The organism is Sulfitobacter sp. 1A13679 (assembly GCF_043557115.1).
In the GTDB taxonomy this organism is placed as follows: domain Bacteria; phylum Pseudomonadota; class Alphaproteobacteria; order Rhodobacterales; family Rhodobacteraceae; genus Sulfitobacter; species Sulfitobacter faviae.
Genome location: NZ_JBIFFO010000007.1, coordinates 105837 through 120659, shown reverse-complemented (window position 1 = coordinate 120659; position 14823 = coordinate 105837). Strand labels below are relative to the sequence as shown.

Below are 14823 nucleotides of genomic sequence, written 5' to 3'. Positions count from 1 at the left end.
GCAAAAGGCCGCTGTCCAGTTACGCCGATTGCCGCCCTCGGTGCAAGCGCGACGCATGGGGCCGCGCATTCCTGTTCTTAGGGCGCGCTGGCCTGAAGCGTTCCGCCCTCGCGCACCGGCACGATCCGCGTGGCCCGACCCGTGCGGTCGTCAGTCTCGATATAGACGCCCGACAGGGTCGCCTCGCCATTGGCGGGAGTGAAACGTTCGCGCGGCATGCCGGTGATGAAACGGCGCAGCGGCTCGGCCTTGTCCATGCCGATCACCGAATGATAATCGCCACACATGCCAGCATCGCTTAGGTAGCCCGTCCCGCCCGGCAGGATCATCGCATCCGCCGTGGGCACATGGGTATGGGTGCCGACCACAAGGCTCGCTCGCCCGTCGCACCAATGGCCCATGGCCATCTTCTCACTCGTGGCTTCGCAGTGCATATCGACAATGATCGCCTGCGCCATTCCGCCCAACGGATGCGTTTTCAGCACCGGCTCCAGCGCCGAGAAGGGATCGTCGAAAGGGCGCTTCATAAAGACCTGCCCAAGCGCTTGGGTGACCAGAACCTTCTTGCCGTTCTGCGCCGTGAAGAGTTTAGCCCCCTTGCCCGGCGCGGATTTGGAGAAGTTCAGCGGGCGGATTACCCGCGGCTCCTGCTCGATAAAGCTGAGCATGTCTTTCTGGTCGAAAGCGTGATCGCCAAGGGTCAGACAATCGGCCCCGGCATCCAGCAGCGTCTTGGCATGTGCGCCCGAAAGCCCCATGCCGCCGGTCGCATTCTCGCCATTCACCACAATGAAATCGAGCTTCCAGTCGCGCCGAAGCCGCGCCAGATTTTCGGTGATCGCCCGCCGTCCGGCCCGGCCCATCACATCGCCAAGAAACAAAATCTTCATGCCCATGGACTAGGACGCGCGCGGCTTGGCGGCAACCCTTATTCCGCTCGGGACGGGGGTTGGCCCGGCGCGACCTCGATCACCCCGGCCTCGGTCACGATCAGATCAAGCGGCGCGTCGGTGTCTTCCAGCGGGATGTCGTCCCACTCTTGCCCTGCGAAAGCAAAGCCAATGGCCAGCGTGGCCCGCCGTCCGCGCAGCATCGCCAGCGTACGGTCATAAAAGCCGCCGCCATAGCCCAGCCGCCCGCCCGCGCGGTTGAAGGCCAATAGCGGCACGATCACGATCTCGGGCTCAAAAAAGTCGGTTTCTGCGGGGATCATCGCGCCGAAGGTGCCCGGCACCATCGCTGTCTCGGGGGTCCAACGGGCAAAGGACAGCGGGTGGTTCGGCTTTTTGATCACTGGCACGCCGACGGGACCATGGGCGCAAGCCTCAGCCATGGCGGGGCGTGGATCAATCTCCGTTCGGATCGGCATGAATCCCGACAGCGGCACGCCGCGGTAGCCCGCCAAAACCTCGGAAAGATAGCCCGCCTGCGCCGCATTCGCTTGATCGAACAAGGGCTTACGGCGGGCAAAGGCCGCCTTGCGCGCCTCGGCCTTCCGGGCGGCGCAATCGCTCACAACAGCACCAAGGCGGCAAGGCCGAGGAAGGCAAAAAAGCCCACCACATCCGTCACCGTCGTCACAAACGCGCCCGAGGCGAGCGCCGGGTCCACCCCGAACCGCTCGAGCAAGATCGGGATGCCGGTGCCCGCAAGCCCCGCCACCACGAGGTTGATCACCATCGCCGTGGCGATGACATAGCCCAGCCCCGGCGAGCCGAACCAAAGCACGCCGACGATGCCCATGATCACCGCGAATATCAGCCCGTTGACCAGCCCCACCAAAACCTCGCGCCGGATCACCCGCCAAACGTTGGAGCCGGTGAGGTCTTTGGTCGCGATGGCCCGCACCGCCACCGTCAAGCTCTGCGTGCCTGCGTTGCCACCCATGGAGGCCACAATCGGCATCAACACGGCCAGCGCCACGATCTGCGCAATCGCCGCCTCGAATTGCGAGATCACCACCGAAGCCGCAATCGCCGTCACAAGGTTCACCGCAAGCCACGGCAGCCGCTGCTTCGTCGTCTCCGTCACCCGGTCAGAGAGCGACCCCTCGCCCACGCCCGCCAGACGCAGGATGTCTTCCTCATGCTCTTCGTCGAGCACGGCCATGGCATCGTCAATGGTGATGACCCCGATGAGCCGCCCCTCCTCGTCGACCACGGGGGCCGAGATCAGGTGGTACTGGTTGAAGGCATAGGCCACATCGCCCTCATCGCGCATGGCGGGGATGATCTGAAACGTCTCTTCCAGAATATCCGCCAGACGCGTCTCGCGGCGCGAGCGCATGAGCTTGCCTAAGGTCACATTGCCCACCGGATGCAGTCGCGGGTCGACCATGACGATGTGATAAAACTGATCCGGCAGGTCTTCTTCCTTGGTGGCGCGCAGATGGTCGATGGCTTGGCCCACCGTCCAATGCTCCGGCGCCATGACAACCTCGCGCTGCATCAGACGACCGGCGGAATATTCGGGCCAGTTCAGCGCCTGTTCCACCGCGACGCGGTCGGTCTCTTCCAGCGCGTCGAGGATGGTTTCCTGCTGCGCGTCTTCCAGATCTTCGATCAGGTCGACCACATCGTCGCTGTCCAGCTCGCGCACCGCTTGGGTCAGAACCTGCGGCGTCAGGATGCTGATGACTTCCTCACGGACCGACTCGTCGAGTTCCGACAGGATTTCCCCGTCGAACTCCTGCCCGTAAAGCCGGATCAAGGCGGCGCGGTCGTCCTCGTCGATCTGCTCAAGAAGGTCGGCAATATCCGCCGCGTGCAGCGGCTCCATCAGTTGGGTCAGATGCGCCTGATCCTTGGCCTCCACCGCCTCAAGGATCGCGGCCACCGCTTTGCGGTCCAGCACATAGGCCTCAGCACGCTCTTCAGGGGAGGCCGCCGGATCCAGCTCTTCGATCTGCTCTGACATCCGCTGCTCTCCGTCTCTGCGCCTTTGTTGAGAACGATAGTATGCGAGCGCCCAAGCCGGTACAACGGCACCAGCGACGCTTCGGTATTGTTCCCCGTCCCGCCCTCACCTAAACCACTGGCATGACAAATCAACGACTCCTTTTGGGCGCGACGCTCACCTATTCCGGCAACCCGATGCAAAGCGCTTGGGAGGATGCCGTGAAGATCGACACCCAAGGCGGTGTGCTGATCGAAAATGGCAGGATCGCCGCCGTCGGCAAGGGGGACGCGCTGCGCGCCGCGCATCCGCAGGCCGAGGTGACACGCTACGCCGATGCGCTGATCTGCCCGGGTTTTGTCGATGCCCATGTGCACTACCCGCAGACCGCGATCATCGCCTCATGGGGCAAGCGGCTGATCGACTGGCTGAACACCTATACTTTCCCCGAAGAGATGCGCCTGTCGGATCCGGCCTATGCGGGCGAGATCGCCGCGCGCTATCTGGACCTGACGCTGGCCCATGGCACCACCACGGTCGCGTCTTATTGCACCATCCACCCCCACAGCGCCGACGCGCTGTTTCAGGCGGCGGAAGAACGCGGCCAGCGGATCGTCGCGGGCAAGACCTGCATGGACCGCAATGCCCCCGAAGGGCTGCGTGACACAGTGCAATCGGCCTATGATGACAGCAAAGCGCTGATTGAGCGCTGGCACGGCAAGGGCCGCGCGACCTATGCGATCACGCCGCGTTTCTCGCCCACCTCCACGCCCGAGCAACTCTCGGCCCTCGGTGCGCTTTGGGCGGAGCATCCGAGTTGTCTGATGCAGACCCACCTCAGCGAGCAGACGGATGAGATCGAATGGGTCCGCGGGCTGTTTCCAGAGGCGCGCGATTACCTTGATACCTATGAGGCCCATGGCCTGCTGGGCGAGCGCGGCCTCTACGGCCATGCGATCCATCTGGAACCGCGCGAGATCGACCGTCTGGCAGAGACGGGCGGCGCGCTGGTGCACTGCCCGACCTCAAACACCTTCATCGGCTCGGGGCTGTTCGACATGACCGGCCTTGCCGCGCGGGGCATCCCACTGGCGCTGGCGACGGATACCGGCGGCGGCTCGTCCTTTTCGATGCTGCGCACCATGGCAGCGGCCTATGAGGTCGGCCAGTTGCGCGGCACGCCGCTGCATGCGGCACAGCTCATTTGGCTGGCGACCGCGGGCTCGGCCCGCAGCCTGCATTTGCAAGATCATGTGGGCTCACTGGCCGAAGGGATGGAGGCCGACATCACCGTGCTGTCGCTCGACTCCACCCCCGCCATCGCGCAGCGCCACGCGGCGGCCAAGGACATTTGGGAAAGCCTTTTCGCCACGATCATGATGGGCGATGACCGCGCGATTGCGGATGTTTGGGTGGCGGGCGCGCGGCAGGGCGGCACGGCGTAACGCCCCCCCCCCCGCCTATGGCTGGGCTCAGCAGGGCGCGCCCAGCACCATGACCCAAACCGCGTCATCGGCACGGACCAGCCCCATCTCCTCGGCCCGGGCGTCGACCATATTGCGGTAATGCCCGGGCGAGTTGGTCCAGCCGGTCATGACCTCATCGAGCGATTGCTGCCCCTTGGCAATATTCTCGGCCACGAAACACCATTCATAGCCTGCCACCGCCGCGCGGCGGCCAACATCGGTGCCATCGCGGCCTTGGTGGCTGAAATAGTCATGCGTGGCCATGTCGCGGGCGTGGTCCTTTGCCGCCTGTTCCAAACGGCTGTCATAGCTCAGGGGCTGCAACCCCTTCACATCGCGCAGGGCGTTCACCCTGTCCAACCCCATCGGATCGGCCAAAGCGGGCATCCCCGCCAGCATCAGTATCGAGAATAAAACCGGCTTCATTCAGCCAAGCCTTTCGCCAAATGATTCTGCCGCGCCACCTGAGCGGCCAAGTCGATGGTGGTAATCTGACCATCGCGCACCACCTGTCGGCCTTCAACGAAAAGGTCGCGCACCGCCGTGGGACCGGCAAGAAGCAGCGCAGCCGGGTCCCAACTGCCCGCGCTTTGCACGCCCGAAACATCCCAAATCGCCACATCGGCTCGTTTGCCGGGCATCAGCCGCCCGCAGTCAGGCCGCCCCAGCACATCCGCACCGCCCCGCGTGGCCAGTTCGAGCGCCGCGCGCGGGCTCATCGCGTCGGCACCGCGGGCCACCCGCTGCAACAGCATCGCTTGCCGCGCCTCGGCAGCCAGATTGCCGCTGTCGTTGCTGGCCGAGCCATCGACGCCCAGCCCCAGCGGCACGCCCGCGTCCAGCATCGCCCGCACCGGCGCGATGCCCGAGCCGAGGCGACAGTTCGAGCAGGGACAATGCGCAACCCCGGTGCGGGTTCGGGCGAAAAGGTCGATCTCGGCCCCGTCCAACTGCACGCAATGGGCGTGCCAAACGTCGTCGCCGAGCCAGCCGAGGCTTTCGGCATATTCCCCCGGGCGGCAGCCAAATTTCTCCTGCGAATAGGCGACATCCTCGGCATTCTCGGCCAAATGGGTGTGCAGCATCACGCCCTTGTCGCGCGCCAGCAGCGCCGTGTCGCGCATCAATTCGCGACTAACCGAAAAGGGCGAACAGGGTGCCAATCCGACGCGGCACATCGCCCCTTCGGCGGGGTCGTGAAAGGCGTCGACCACGCGGATGCAGTCTTCCAAAATGGCCGCCTCACGCTCCACCAGCGCATCGGGCGGCAGGCCGCCATCGCTTTCGCCGATGCTCATCGAGCCGCGGGTGGGGTGAAAGCGCAGCCCAAGTTCGGCGGTGGCGTGGATCGTATCCTCCAGCCGCACGCCGTTGGGGTAGAGATAAAGGTGGTCCGAACTCAGGCTACAGCCCGAGAGTGCCAATTCCGCCAGCCCGATCTGGGCCGAGACGAACATATGCTCTGGCCCCATGCGCGCCCAGATCGGGTAGAGCCGTTGCAGCCAGCCAAAGAGCAGCGCATCCTGCGCCCCCGGCACGGCGCGGGTCATGCTTTGGTAGAGATGGTGGTGGGTGTTCACGAGGCCCGGCGTGACAACACAGCCCTTCGCCTCGACAATCTCACCCTCTGTCCGAAGGCCCTGCCCGATCTCGACAATCACCCCGTCGCGCAGCAGCAGATCCGCGCCCGCAAGCTCGCGCCGGGTGTCGTCCATCGTAATCAGGTAATCCGCGCCGCGGATGAGCGTCTCTGCCATAGGTCACACTTTCGCTATGCCCGTCTCATGCAAAGCGTGTGTGATCGGTGGAAAACGGGCGAGAGAACCGACCTTCTGCGGGATTTATCGCATCCCGCCGGGGCCGGTCAATCCGGGCTTTCCCGACAATTGGATCAATAGGCGGAAAGGATCGCAAGCGCTTGCGCGTGGATGTCGCGGTTGGCCGCGGCCAGCGCCCTGCCCCCTTCATGCACCGGGTTGCCCTGCCAATCGGTGACGATGCCCCCGGCGGCTTGGATCACCGCGATCGGCGCTTGAATGTCATAGGCGTTCAGCCCCGCTTCGATCACCAGATCGACCTGCCCCGCCGCGACCAACGCATAGGCATAACAATCCATGCCATAGCGGGTCAGCAACGCCTGCGAGGCGACGGCGCGAAAGGCGCTGCCCTCCTCGCTGCTGCCGACCTCGGGGAATGTGGTGAAAACGATGGCCTGCCGCAGGTCTCGCGCCGCACGGGTCTGCAAAGGGTGGCTGCCGTGGGGCCCGGTCAACAGCGCGCCATCCGGCGCCCCCTCGAACCGCTCCCCGATATAGGGCTGGTCAATGATGCCATAGAACGGCCCCGAGGCATCGGAGACCGCGATCAGCACGCCCCAAGTCGGTGTGCCGCTGAGAAAGCCGCGCGTCCCGTCGATGGGGTCGAGCACCCAAGTCAGCCCCGATGTGCCGGGCTGCGCGCCATATTCCTCACCTAAGATGCCATCCGCGGGCCGTTCCGCCGCCAGAATATCGCGCATCGCCCGTTCGGCGGCGCGATCGGCCTCCGTCACCGGATCGAAACCCGTGCCGAGCTTGTTGTCGGCCTGCAAACCAAGGCTGCGGAAATAAGGCAGGATGACCTGCCGCGCCGCATCCGCCATCAGATGGGCGACGCGGCGAATATCGGGATCGAAATCGGTGGTGTTCATCATGACAAAGACCTGACAGTTTGCGCCCCTTAGCGCAAGCCTGTCAGAGCCTTAGAGAAGCGTCGATGGGAGACTTCCGGCGCCGATCAGGCCACGTCGCTCAACACGCGGGCCAGTTCGAACAGACGGCGGCGTTGGTTTTCGGGGATGGCGTAGTAAGAGCGCACCAGTTCCATCGCTTCCTTATCGGCCATCAGATCGGCGGGCAGCCCGTCCATCGGCGCCCCCTCCGCGACCTCTTCGTCTTTCAGACCCTCAAAGAAGAAAGACACCGGCACCCCGAGCGCATCGGCGATATCCCACAGCCGAGATGCGCTGACGCGGTTCGCGCCGGTTTCGTATTTCTGTATCTGCTGGAATTTGATCCCAACCAGTTCCGCCAGTTTCTGCTGGGTCATCCCCGTCAGCCAGCGGCGCTGCCGGATACGTTTGCCTACATGTACATCTACCACATGCACCATATTCTCTAATCCTTATAGGGCACATGCGATCGTGCCAATCTCAGTTCCAAACAAGGACGAAGTGTGCCGTCGCCTCGCACGATACCGCAGGGGTTGCGCGAAAGTTCTACCTCCTATCATAGCGGTTGCGTTGAATTCGGCCAAGAATTTTCACGGGATGGTAAAAATCTGCCCTGTATCGACTGCAACCTCAGGCGGTGCACTGCCCCTCTCTCTCTGCGACCGGCGGGTGTGAAATCCCCAAGTTTCCTTGGGCCTGTCGGTTTCCCGCTCGGCAACCACTGGATGAACGCGAAGGATATCAATCGGTTCCCGTCGGAATGCGTCAAATGCCATCTTTTCGTGTTTGGGGCGGTGGGAATGGCTGCTGCCCACGCGTGCGCCGCCCAAAACGCATCGGTGCTTTTCCGCCGATCGACCGGTCGCGGCAGCCCCGTCCAAGGCGCGCACAGGGCAAGCCGACGCCCCGCGCATGCCCCGAACATCCCCACCCGAAAAACCCGCGATTATTGCCGTGTTATCAGCCCGCAAGACACTTGAAATTCGCCCCCTCAGGCCCGATATTCAGACCCAAGAACGTGTCGGCCGGGTTTCGACACGCAACTTTGCCAATGGGAGTCACTAAATGGCTGACGTCAATTCAATTCGCTCTGCTGCCGGGGCGCGCGTCTCCGCGATCGACGAGGGTCTGCGCGCTCATATGAACAAGGTGTATGGCACCATGTCGATCGGCATGCTCATCACCTTCGCCGCGGCCTGGGCCATCTCGGGCCTGTCGGTCACCACCGATCCCTCCGCCGCCGTGGCGCAGCTCAGCCAGGATAAATACCTGACGCAATTGGGTTATGCGCTCTATGCCTCGCCGCTGAAATGGGTCGTGATGTTTGCGCCTCTGGCCTTTGTTTTCGGCTTTGGCGCCATGATCAACCGCATGTCCGCCGCCACGGCGCAGGTTGTGTTCTACGCCTTCGCCGCCGTCATGGGCATCTCGATCAGCTCGATCTTTCTGGTCTTCACCGGCTATTCGATCGCGCAGGTCTTCCTGATCACCTCCATCGCCTTCGCGGGTCTGTCGCTCTGGGGCTACACCACGAAAAAGGACATCTCCGGCTGGGGCAGCTTCCTGATCATGGGTGTGATCGGTCTGGTCGTCGCGTCGATCGTCAACATCTTCCTCGCCTCCTCGGCGCTGATGTTCGCGATTTCGGCCATCGGTGTTCTGATCTTCGCGGGCCTGACCGCCTATGACACCCAGAAGATCAAGACCGAGTATCTGGCCCACGCCCATCACGGCGACACCGAGTGGCTGGGCAAGGCCGCGATCATGGGCGCGCTGAGCCTCTATCTGGACTTCATCAACATGTTCATGATGTTGCTGTCGCTCTTCGGCAACCGCGAGTAATCGCCCTGCCATCTAATGCGAAAGGCCGGCTCCGAAAGGACCGGCCTTTTTCTTTGGCACCTTCTTAGGCCAAGCCGCTCACCCAATCGCGCCGAAAAGGTGCCCGACCCCGGCCGTCACGGCCATTGCCAGACCGCCCCAAACCACGACGCGCCCGATGGCGGGCCGCTTTGGCGCACCGCCCAGTTGCGCGCCGCCCGCGCCGAGCAGTATCAGCGCCAACAGCGCCACCAAGGCGATGGTCACGCCGCGCAGCCCCGCAGGGGCCAGAACCGCCGCAAACAGCGGCAGACCGCCCCCCAAGGCAAAGGCCAATGCCGAAGCGCCCGCCGCCTGTAACGGATCGGCCTGACCGGCGAGGCCGAACATGCCCAACTCTTCGCGCGCATGGGCGCCGAGGGCGTCATGGTCTGTCATCTGGGTGGCAACCTCTAGGGCGAGGTCGCTTTGCACGCCCCGGTTCTCCAGCCCTTCGGCCAGTTCGCTGAGTTCATAGTCCGGGTCTTCGATCAGGGCGACGCGCTCGCGCTCCAGATCGGCCTTCTCCACATCCGCCTGCGCCGAGACCGAGACATATTCCCCCGCCGCCATCGACAGCGCCCCGGCGGTGAGGCCCGCAAGCCCCGTCAGCAGGACATTGCCCTGCGTCATACCCGCCGCGCTCACCCCGACCAGCAGGCTGGCAGAGGAGACGATACCATCGTTGGCCCCCAGAACGGCGGCGCGCAGCCAGTTGCTGCGGTTGATGAAGTGGCCTTCTTTGGGCATCTGACCCGCCTTGCGTCTACTGCGGCTGATACACCAACAGATGCGCCGGGAAAATGACCGGCCCGTCGCCGCCCACCCCGGTAAAGCCGACACTGCCGGTAGGCTCCGCCCGGCTCAACGGTGCGCAGGCCCCCAGTGTCAGCAGCAAGATCACGGCAGTCGATTTGGCAAACATGGCATTCCCCCGGCAGTTCCTTCAGGTATCCCCCGTTCCGCCCCGCCGCGCAAGGCGTCGGGGCGGAGGAGGATCAGACGGTGATCGGCTGCATCACCTGCGGCTCAACCACATCGACGCCCGGAAGCCCGTCGATCAGCGTCTGCGCCGATTGCTCCAACGCGTCGAAGGTGCGGTAGTGACAGGGAATGACGGTCTTGAAATCGAAGTAGCGTTTGGCGGCATAGGCGGCCTGCGCCATGTCCATCGTGAAATGCCCGCCCGCCGAGAGAATGCCGATATCGGGTTTGTGATAGTCGCCCATCCAATCCATATCCGCCATGATCGCCGTATCGCCGGAATGGTAGATCGTATGCCCCTCGCCCGAGATCATGAAGCCGGTCTCCATCCCGGTGTAGATCGGGCCGTTCTCGCCCTCTACCGAGGAGGAATGCGAGGCCGGAACCATGGTGATCGCCACCTCGCCCGCGCGGATCGTCCCACCTTTGTTAAAGCCCGTGGTCTGCTGCACGCCTTTGCTTTCCAGCCAGCCCATCAGCTCGACCATCCCCGCGACCGGGGCATTGGTGCGGCTGGCGATGTCAGCGATGTCTGCCGTGTGGTCGAAATGGCCATGGGTCACGAGGATCTGCGTGGCGCCTTTGATTGCATCGGCATGGTGCGCGTCGTCCAGCATGGGGTTTTCTTTGAGCCAAGGGTCGATCAGCAGCACTTGGTCTTCGATCTCGATGCGGAATGAGCCGTGGCCGAGCCAGATGATGTTCATGGGGGGTCCTCCTGATTGCGGTGGGTCTAACATCAGATTTGACCCTATGCTGCGCGGAATCAAGTAACCCCCGAACATGCCACCCTAGCCCGGAATCAGGGGCGCATGCGTGACGGGCAGCGCCAGTCCGGCCCGACGGGCTGGCGCTTCTGCAACACCGACGCCATCCCGACATTACCGAATACCGCCGCGGCCATGAATTGCCCAACTGCCTCCGAGCAAGCACCATCCCCCGGTCTGGCGCCGCCCGGCTCCGTTCCGAACCTCTCAAACCCTTGCGAGGCCCGCCCCCAAACGGTAGAGGAGCCTCAAAGAGATGGAGATGTTCATGTCGATCGACGAAAACACCGCCGCACGCGTGGCGAAACTGGCCCGGATCAAGGTTGAACCCGACGCGCTTCCGGCGCTGGCGGAAGAGTTCAACACCATCCTCGGCTTTATCGAACAGCTGTCCGAGGTGGATGTCGACGGCGTCGAGCCGATGACCTCTGTGACCCCGCAGCGCCTGAAGCGGCGCGAAGACGTGGTCACCGATGGCGACCAGCAGGACCGCGTGCTGGCCAATGCCCCCGATGCCCGTGAAGGGTTCTTTGCCGTGCCGAAGGTGGTGGAATAATGACCGATCTGAACAAACTGAGCCTGGCCGAAGCCCGCGACGCGCTGCGCAAGGGTGAGACCACCTCGAAAGACCTGACCGAAGCCTGCCTCAAGGCCATCGACGGCGCAGGCGCGCTGAACGCCTTTGTGCACCGCACCCCCGAGATCGCGATGGAACAGGCCGCCGAGGCCGACGCGCGGCTCAAACAGGGCGACGCGCCGGCCATGTGCGGCCTGCCCATCGGCATCAAGGACCTTTTCTGCACCAAGGGCGTGCCAAGCCAAGCTGGCAGCCGCATCCTTGAAGGCTTTCTGCCCGAGTATGAAAGCACCGTCAGCCAGAAGCTGCGCGACAGCGGCGCGGTGATGCTGGGCAAGCTCAACATGGACGAGTTCGCCATGGGCTCGTCCAACGAAACTTCGGTCTACGGCAACGCGGTGAACCCGTGGCGGCGCGAAGGCGACACGGCGGAACTGACACCCGGCGGCTCCTCCGGCGGCTCTGCTGCCGCCGTGGCAGCCGACCTCTGCCTTGCGGCCACCGGCACCGACACCGGCGGCTCAATCCGCCAGCCCGCCGCCTTCACCGGCACCGTGGGGATCAAGCCGACCTATGGCCGCTGCTCGCGTTGGGGCATCGTGGCCTTCGCCTCCTCACTCGACCAAGCTGGGCCGATGACCAAGACGGTACGCGACGCGGCCATCATGTTGGAAGCCATGTGCGGCCATGACGCCAAGGACAGCACCAGCGCCGATCTGGCCGTGCCGGACTTCGAGGCGGCGCTCACCGGCGACATCCGTGGCAAAAAGATCGGCATTCCGCGCGAATATCGCATGGATGGCATGCCCGAGGAGATTGAAAAGCTGTGGGCCGACGGCATCGCCATGATGAAAGACGCGGGCGCCGAGATCGTCGACATCTCGCTGCCGCACACCAAATACGCCCTGCCCGCCTATTATGTCATCGCGCCTGCCGAGGCGTCGTCGAACCTCGCGCGCTATGACGGCGTGCGCTTTGGCCACCGCGCCAAGCTCGACCACGGCGACGGCATCACCGAGATGTACGAAAAAACCCGCGCCGAGGGCTTCGGCCATGAGGTTCAGCGCCGCGTGATGGTCGGCACCTATGTGCTCTCCGCCGGTTTCTACGACGCCTATTACAACCGCGCCCGCAAGGTCCGCACGCTGATCAAGAAGGACTTCGAAGACGTCTTCGCCCAAGGCATCGACAGCATCCTGACCCCGGCAACCCCCTCCGCTGCCTTCGGTCTGGGCGAGATGAAGGACGCCGATCCGGTGGCTATGTATCTCAACGACGTCTTTACCGTGACGGTGAACCTCGCCGGTCTGCCCGGCGTGGCGCTGCCCACGGGGCAAAGCAGCACGGGTCTGCCGCTGGGTCTGCAACTGATCGGGCGCCCGTGGGAAGAGGCAGACCTGCTTTCCTCCGCCTATGCGCTGGAGAAGGCCGCCGGTTTTGTGGCCAAGCCCGAGAAATGGTGGTAAGCCGCAGAGCGGTGAACAAGAGGCGAGAGCGGGTCAGATGATCACACGGACACTTCTAGCGATGACGGCAGGCGGTCTTTTGGCAGCCTGCCAACCGGCGATCCCCGATTCTGGGAACATTAACAGCGGGCGCGGCGTCGGCTTTGGCGACGGCAATTTCGAAGCCGAGCGGCGCGCCCGCGACGCGGCGCTGGCCAATGACAGCATCGACAGCGCTATTGCGGCCACAACACCCGCCCCGGCGGATGGCTCGCCCGAGGCCACAGCAGCCGAAACCGCCCGCGTGCTGGCCGCGACCCGTCCGGGCGGGGCAAGCAACGGTCTGGGCAATGACGCCGCCACCAACTCCGGCGTTGCCCCGGTGAACGCCAGCCCGTCGAACCCGCCCCCCGCCGCGGTCAACGCCGTGGGCATCTCGAATGAAAACAACTTCGACGCGGTGTCGGGCCAGCGCAGCATTCAGGACGACGCCGCCCGCGTCGCCGCCAACCGCGCGCAATATCAGGTCGTCCAACCCGAGGCCCTGCCCGAACGCCGCAATGTCGGCCCGAATATCGTCGCCTATGCGCTGCAAACCAACCAGTCGGTCGGTCAGCAGATTTATAGCCGCATCGGTTTCAACAAGGCCCGCAAGTTCGAACGCGCCTGCGCGCAATACGGCCACGCCGACCAAGCGCAGATCGCCTTTCTTGAGGCCGGTGGCCCCGAGAAAGACCGCCTTGGCATGGACCCCGATGGCGATGGTTTCGCCTGCGACTGGGATCCCACCCCCTTCCGCCGGGCTGCACAGGGCTGACAGATGCCTGCCGCGCCTGATGTGACGGCGCATCCCTCGCCCAATTGCGGCCCGCGACGCGGTGGGCTGCGCCCCCGGCTGATCGTATTGCACTACACCGCTATGACCAGCGCCCAAGCGGCGCTGGATCGGCTGTGCGACCCCTCTGCCGAAGTCTCAGCCCATTACCTGATTTCAGGGCGCGGAGACGTCATTCAGATGGTCGAGGAAGACCTGCGCGCGTGGCATGCTGGCGCGGGCGAATGGGCCGGGCAGGACGACATCAACTCACGCTCCATCGGGATCGAGTTGGACAACCGTGGCGACCACCCGTTTTCCGAGCCGCAGATGCAGGCGCTGGAAACCCTCCTGCCCGGCATCATGGCGCGCCACGGCATCCCGCCCGAAGGGGTGATCGGCCATTCCTGCATGGCACCGGGCCGCAAGATCGACCCCGGCCCCCGATTCGATTGGGCCCGGCTGGCAGGGCGCGGGCTGGCGCTTCCTGCGGGCGATGGCCCCCTTCCTGACAGCGTAACCACCGAAACCTTCCGCGCGGCCGCGCAGGCCGCAGGCTTCACTGCGCCCTGCGGCGATGACACGCTGCTAGACGCCGTGCGGATGCGTTTCAGGCCATGGGGGCGCGGCCCTCTCAGCCCCGCAGACCTTGCCGCCCTGCCCGCCCCCATTGACGCGCCGCGCGGCGGCGTCTAGGGCGGGGCTGCGCGGAAGGCTGGATGGCCGCTGCGTCGACTCGCGTCGCATGACCGACGTCCGCTCTCGTCACACGCATGTGTGACATCCGCGGCGTCGCTTTTGCGGGGCAAAAGCGACGTAGAGGAAAGTCCGGACTCCAAGAAGAAACGGTGCCGGGTAACGCCCGGGCGGGGCAACCCGACGGAAAGCGCCACAGAAATGAAACCGCCCTTCGGTCCGGCCCTGCCGGATCAGCCGAAGGGTAAGGGTGAAACGGTGGGGTAAGAGCCCACCGCGGGGCTGGCAACAGTCCCGGCATGGCAAGCCCCACCGGGAGCAATGCCAAATAGGGACCGCGCGCCGATGATCTTCGGGTCAAAGGCGGGGCTCTTCTGCCCCAGCAGGTCCGGGTTGGCAGCTATAGCCGCATCGGCAACGGTGCGGTCAGAGGAATGGTCATCGCCTGTTTTCGGACAGGTACAAAATCCGGCTTATAGGCCTTCCGCGCATATTCCTGCTCTTTCGAGGCTGAAAGGCAGGTTTTTCGACGAAACCGGCGTCTTTCGGCACCGGGCGGGCAAATAGCGGTTGACTCGGGCGCGGGTCTGACTAGAACCCGAAATTCAG

16 protein-coding genes and 1 other RNA gene are annotated in these 14823 nt (G+C 64.4%); 7 read left to right on the top strand and 10 right to left on the bottom strand.

Features of this window, described 5'->3' with window-relative positions:
- Window positions 1-77 precede the first annotated feature (77 nt).
- The 3 genes from ACGYLA_RS07720 to mgtE are packed head-to-tail and all read right to left on the bottom strand — an operon-like array spanning window position 78 to window position 2916.
- Window positions 78-890 carry a TIGR00282 family metallophosphoesterase gene (locus tag ACGYLA_RS07720; RefSeq protein ID WP_168612244.1) on the bottom strand — a complete coding sequence of 271 codons (813 nt, stop codon included), beginning with the start codon at window positions 888-890 and terminating at the stop codon, window positions 78-80.
- Window positions 891-928: 38 nt separating this feature from the next.
- Window positions 929-1516 (bottom strand): 5-formyltetrahydrofolate cyclo-ligase, encoded by a 588-nt coding sequence (locus tag ACGYLA_RS07715; RefSeq protein ID WP_394431601.1) that lies wholly within the window; start codon window positions 1514-1516, stop codon window positions 929-931.
- On the bottom strand, window positions 1513-2916 hold the full coding sequence (mgtE, locus tag ACGYLA_RS07710; RefSeq protein ID WP_394431599.1) for a magnesium transporter: 1404 nt from the start codon (window positions 2914-2916) through the stop codon (window positions 1513-1515). The genes ACGYLA_RS07715 and mgtE overlap by 4 nt, the downstream gene beginning before the upstream one ends.
- 122 nt (window positions 2917-3038) lie before the next feature.
- On the opposite strand from mgtE, the gene guaD reads away from it, so the two are divergent.
- Complete coding sequence (gene guaD, locus ACGYLA_RS07705; RefSeq protein ID WP_394431597.1) at window positions 3039-4340, top strand: guanine deaminase; 1302 nt, start codon at window positions 3039-3041, stop codon at window positions 4338-4340.
- Between the two features lie 27 nt (window positions 4341-4367).
- On the opposite strand, the gene ACGYLA_RS07700 is transcribed toward guaD, so the two are convergent.
- The 4 genes from ACGYLA_RS07700 to ACGYLA_RS07685 form a co-directional block, all read right to left on the bottom strand.
- Window positions 4368-4787: a CAP domain-containing protein gene (locus ACGYLA_RS07700; RefSeq protein ID WP_271693224.1), complete on the bottom strand. Its 420-nt coding sequence runs from the start codon at window positions 4785-4787 to the stop codon at window positions 4368-4370.
- Window positions 4784-6118 carry an 8-oxoguanine deaminase gene (locus tag ACGYLA_RS07695; RefSeq protein ID WP_394431595.1) on the bottom strand — a complete coding sequence of 445 codons (1335 nt, stop codon included), beginning with the start codon at window positions 6116-6118 and terminating at the stop codon, window positions 4784-4786. The genes ACGYLA_RS07700 and ACGYLA_RS07695 overlap by 4 nt, the downstream gene beginning before the upstream one ends.
- Before the next feature lie 134 nt (window positions 6119-6252).
- Complete coding sequence (hisN, locus tag ACGYLA_RS07690) at window positions 6253-7053, bottom strand: histidinol-phosphatase (RefSeq protein WP_394431593.1); 801 nt, start codon at window positions 7051-7053, stop codon at window positions 6253-6255.
- A gap of 83 nt (window positions 7054-7136) precedes the next feature.
- Window positions 7137-7511, bottom strand: a complete 375-nt coding sequence (locus ACGYLA_RS07685) for a helix-turn-helix domain-containing protein (protein ID WP_168612238.1) — start codon at window positions 7509-7511, stop codon at window positions 7137-7139.
- A gap of 625 nt (window positions 7512-8136) precedes the next feature.
- On the opposite strand from ACGYLA_RS07685, the gene ACGYLA_RS07680 reads away from it, so the two are divergent.
- Window positions 8137-8913, top strand: coding sequence for a Bax inhibitor-1 family protein (locus tag ACGYLA_RS07680; RefSeq protein WP_394431591.1), 777 nt, complete (start codon window positions 8137-8139; stop codon window positions 8911-8913).
- A gap of 78 nt (window positions 8914-8991) precedes the next feature.
- On the opposite strand, the gene ACGYLA_RS07675 is transcribed toward ACGYLA_RS07680, so the two are convergent.
- The 3 genes from ACGYLA_RS07675 to ACGYLA_RS07665 all read right to left on the bottom strand — a co-directional run bounded on the left by ACGYLA_RS07675 (window position 8992) and on the right by ACGYLA_RS07665 (window position 10622).
- Window positions 8992-9681: a VIT family protein gene (locus ACGYLA_RS07675; RefSeq protein WP_067267575.1), complete on the bottom strand. Its 690-nt coding sequence runs from the start codon at window positions 9679-9681 to the stop codon at window positions 8992-8994.
- Between the two features lie 16 nt (window positions 9682-9697).
- The gene (locus ACGYLA_RS07670) at window positions 9698-9856 is read right to left on the bottom strand and encodes a hypothetical protein (protein WP_394431589.1); all 159 of its coding nucleotides are present in this window, start codon (window positions 9854-9856) and stop codon (window positions 9698-9700) included.
- A 73-nt stretch (window positions 9857-9929) separates the two neighbouring features.
- Window positions 9930-10622, bottom strand: a complete 693-nt coding sequence (locus tag ACGYLA_RS07665) for a metal-dependent hydrolase (protein ID WP_394431587.1) — start codon at window positions 10620-10622, stop codon at window positions 9930-9932.
- Between the two features lie 328 nt (window positions 10623-10950).
- Here ACGYLA_RS07665 and gatC point away from each other — a divergent pair, with 328 nt between their 5' ends.
- From gatC to rnpB, 5 genes are all read left to right on the top strand, one after another.
- Window positions 10951-11238 (top strand): Asp-tRNA(Asn)/Glu-tRNA(Gln) amidotransferase subunit GatC, encoded by a 288-nt coding sequence (gatC, locus tag ACGYLA_RS07660; RefSeq protein ID WP_209219074.1) that lies wholly within the window; start codon window positions 10951-10953, stop codon window positions 11236-11238.
- Window positions 11238-12725, top strand: coding sequence for an Asp-tRNA(Asn)/Glu-tRNA(Gln) amidotransferase subunit GatA (gene gatA, locus ACGYLA_RS07655; RefSeq protein ID WP_394431585.1), 1488 nt, complete (start codon window positions 11238-11240; stop codon window positions 12723-12725). Before gatC ends, gatA begins: the two co-directional genes overlap by 1 nt.
- Before the next feature lie 37 nt (window positions 12726-12762).
- Window positions 12763-13521: a hypothetical protein gene (locus ACGYLA_RS07650; protein ID WP_394431583.1), complete on the top strand. Its 759-nt coding sequence runs from the start codon at window positions 12763-12765 to the stop codon at window positions 13519-13521.
- Between the two features lie 3 nt (window positions 13522-13524).
- Window positions 13525-14214: an N-acetylmuramoyl-L-alanine amidase gene (locus tag ACGYLA_RS07645; RefSeq protein WP_394431581.1), complete on the top strand. Its 690-nt coding sequence runs from the start codon at window positions 13525-13527 to the stop codon at window positions 14212-14214.
- An 11-nt stretch (window positions 14215-14225) separates the two neighbouring features.
- Window positions 14226-14706: RNase P RNA component class A (rnpB, locus tag ACGYLA_RS07640), an RNA gene on the top strand.
- The last annotated feature ends 117 nt before the right edge of the window (window positions 14707-14823 follow it).

What these genes read in the sequence shown, in the direction of transcription:
- guaD (WP_394431597.1), top strand. Translation starts at nt 3,039, where the DNA reads ATGACAAATCAACGACTCCTTTTGGGCGCGACGCTCACCTATTCCGGC.
- ACGYLA_RS07700 (WP_271693224.1), bottom strand. Translation starts at nt 4,787, where the DNA reads ATGAAGCCGGTTTTATTCTCGATACTGATGCTGGCGGGGATGCCCGCT.
- ACGYLA_RS07720 (WP_168612244.1), bottom strand. Translation starts at nt 890, where the DNA reads ATGAAGATTTTGTTTCTTGGCGATGTGATGGGCCGGGCCGGACGGCGG.
- ACGYLA_RS07675 (WP_067267575.1), bottom strand. Translation starts at nt 9,681, where the DNA reads ATGCCCAAAGAAGGCCACTTCATCAACCGCAGCAACTGGCTGCGCGCC.
- ACGYLA_RS07665 (WP_394431587.1), bottom strand. Translation starts at nt 10,622, where the DNA reads ATGAACATCATCTGGCTCGGCCACGGCTCATTCCGCATCGAGATCGAA.
- ACGYLA_RS07685 (WP_168612238.1), bottom strand. Translation starts at nt 7,511, where the DNA reads ATGGTGCATGTGGTAGATGTACATGTAGGCAAACGTATCCGGCAGCGC.
- gatC (WP_209219074.1), top strand. Translation starts at nt 10,951, where the DNA reads ATGTCGATCGACGAAAACACCGCCGCACGCGTGGCGAAACTGGCCCGG.
- ACGYLA_RS07645 (WP_394431581.1), top strand. Translation starts at nt 13,525, where the DNA reads ATGCCTGCCGCGCCTGATGTGACGGCGCATCCCTCGCCCAATTGCGGC.
- hisN (WP_394431593.1), bottom strand. Translation starts at nt 7,053, where the DNA reads ATGATGAACACCACCGATTTCGATCCCGATATTCGCCGCGTCGCCCAT.
- gatA (WP_394431585.1), top strand. Translation starts at nt 11,238, where the DNA reads ATGACCGATCTGAACAAACTGAGCCTGGCCGAAGCCCGCGACGCGCTG.
- ACGYLA_RS07695 (WP_394431595.1), bottom strand. Translation starts at nt 6,118, where the DNA reads ATGGCAGAGACGCTCATCCGCGGCGCGGATTACCTGATTACGATGGAC.
- mgtE (WP_394431599.1), bottom strand. Translation starts at nt 2,916, where the DNA reads ATGTCAGAGCAGATCGAAGAGCTGGATCCGGCGGCCTCCCCTGAAGAG.
- ACGYLA_RS07670 (WP_394431589.1), bottom strand. Translation starts at nt 9,856, where the DNA reads ATGTTTGCCAAATCGACTGCCGTGATCTTGCTGCTGACACTGGGGGCC.
- ACGYLA_RS07680 (WP_394431591.1), top strand. Translation starts at nt 8,137, where the DNA reads ATGGCTGACGTCAATTCAATTCGCTCTGCTGCCGGGGCGCGCGTCTCC.
- ACGYLA_RS07650 (WP_394431583.1), top strand. Translation starts at nt 12,763, where the DNA reads ATGATCACACGGACACTTCTAGCGATGACGGCAGGCGGTCTTTTGGCA.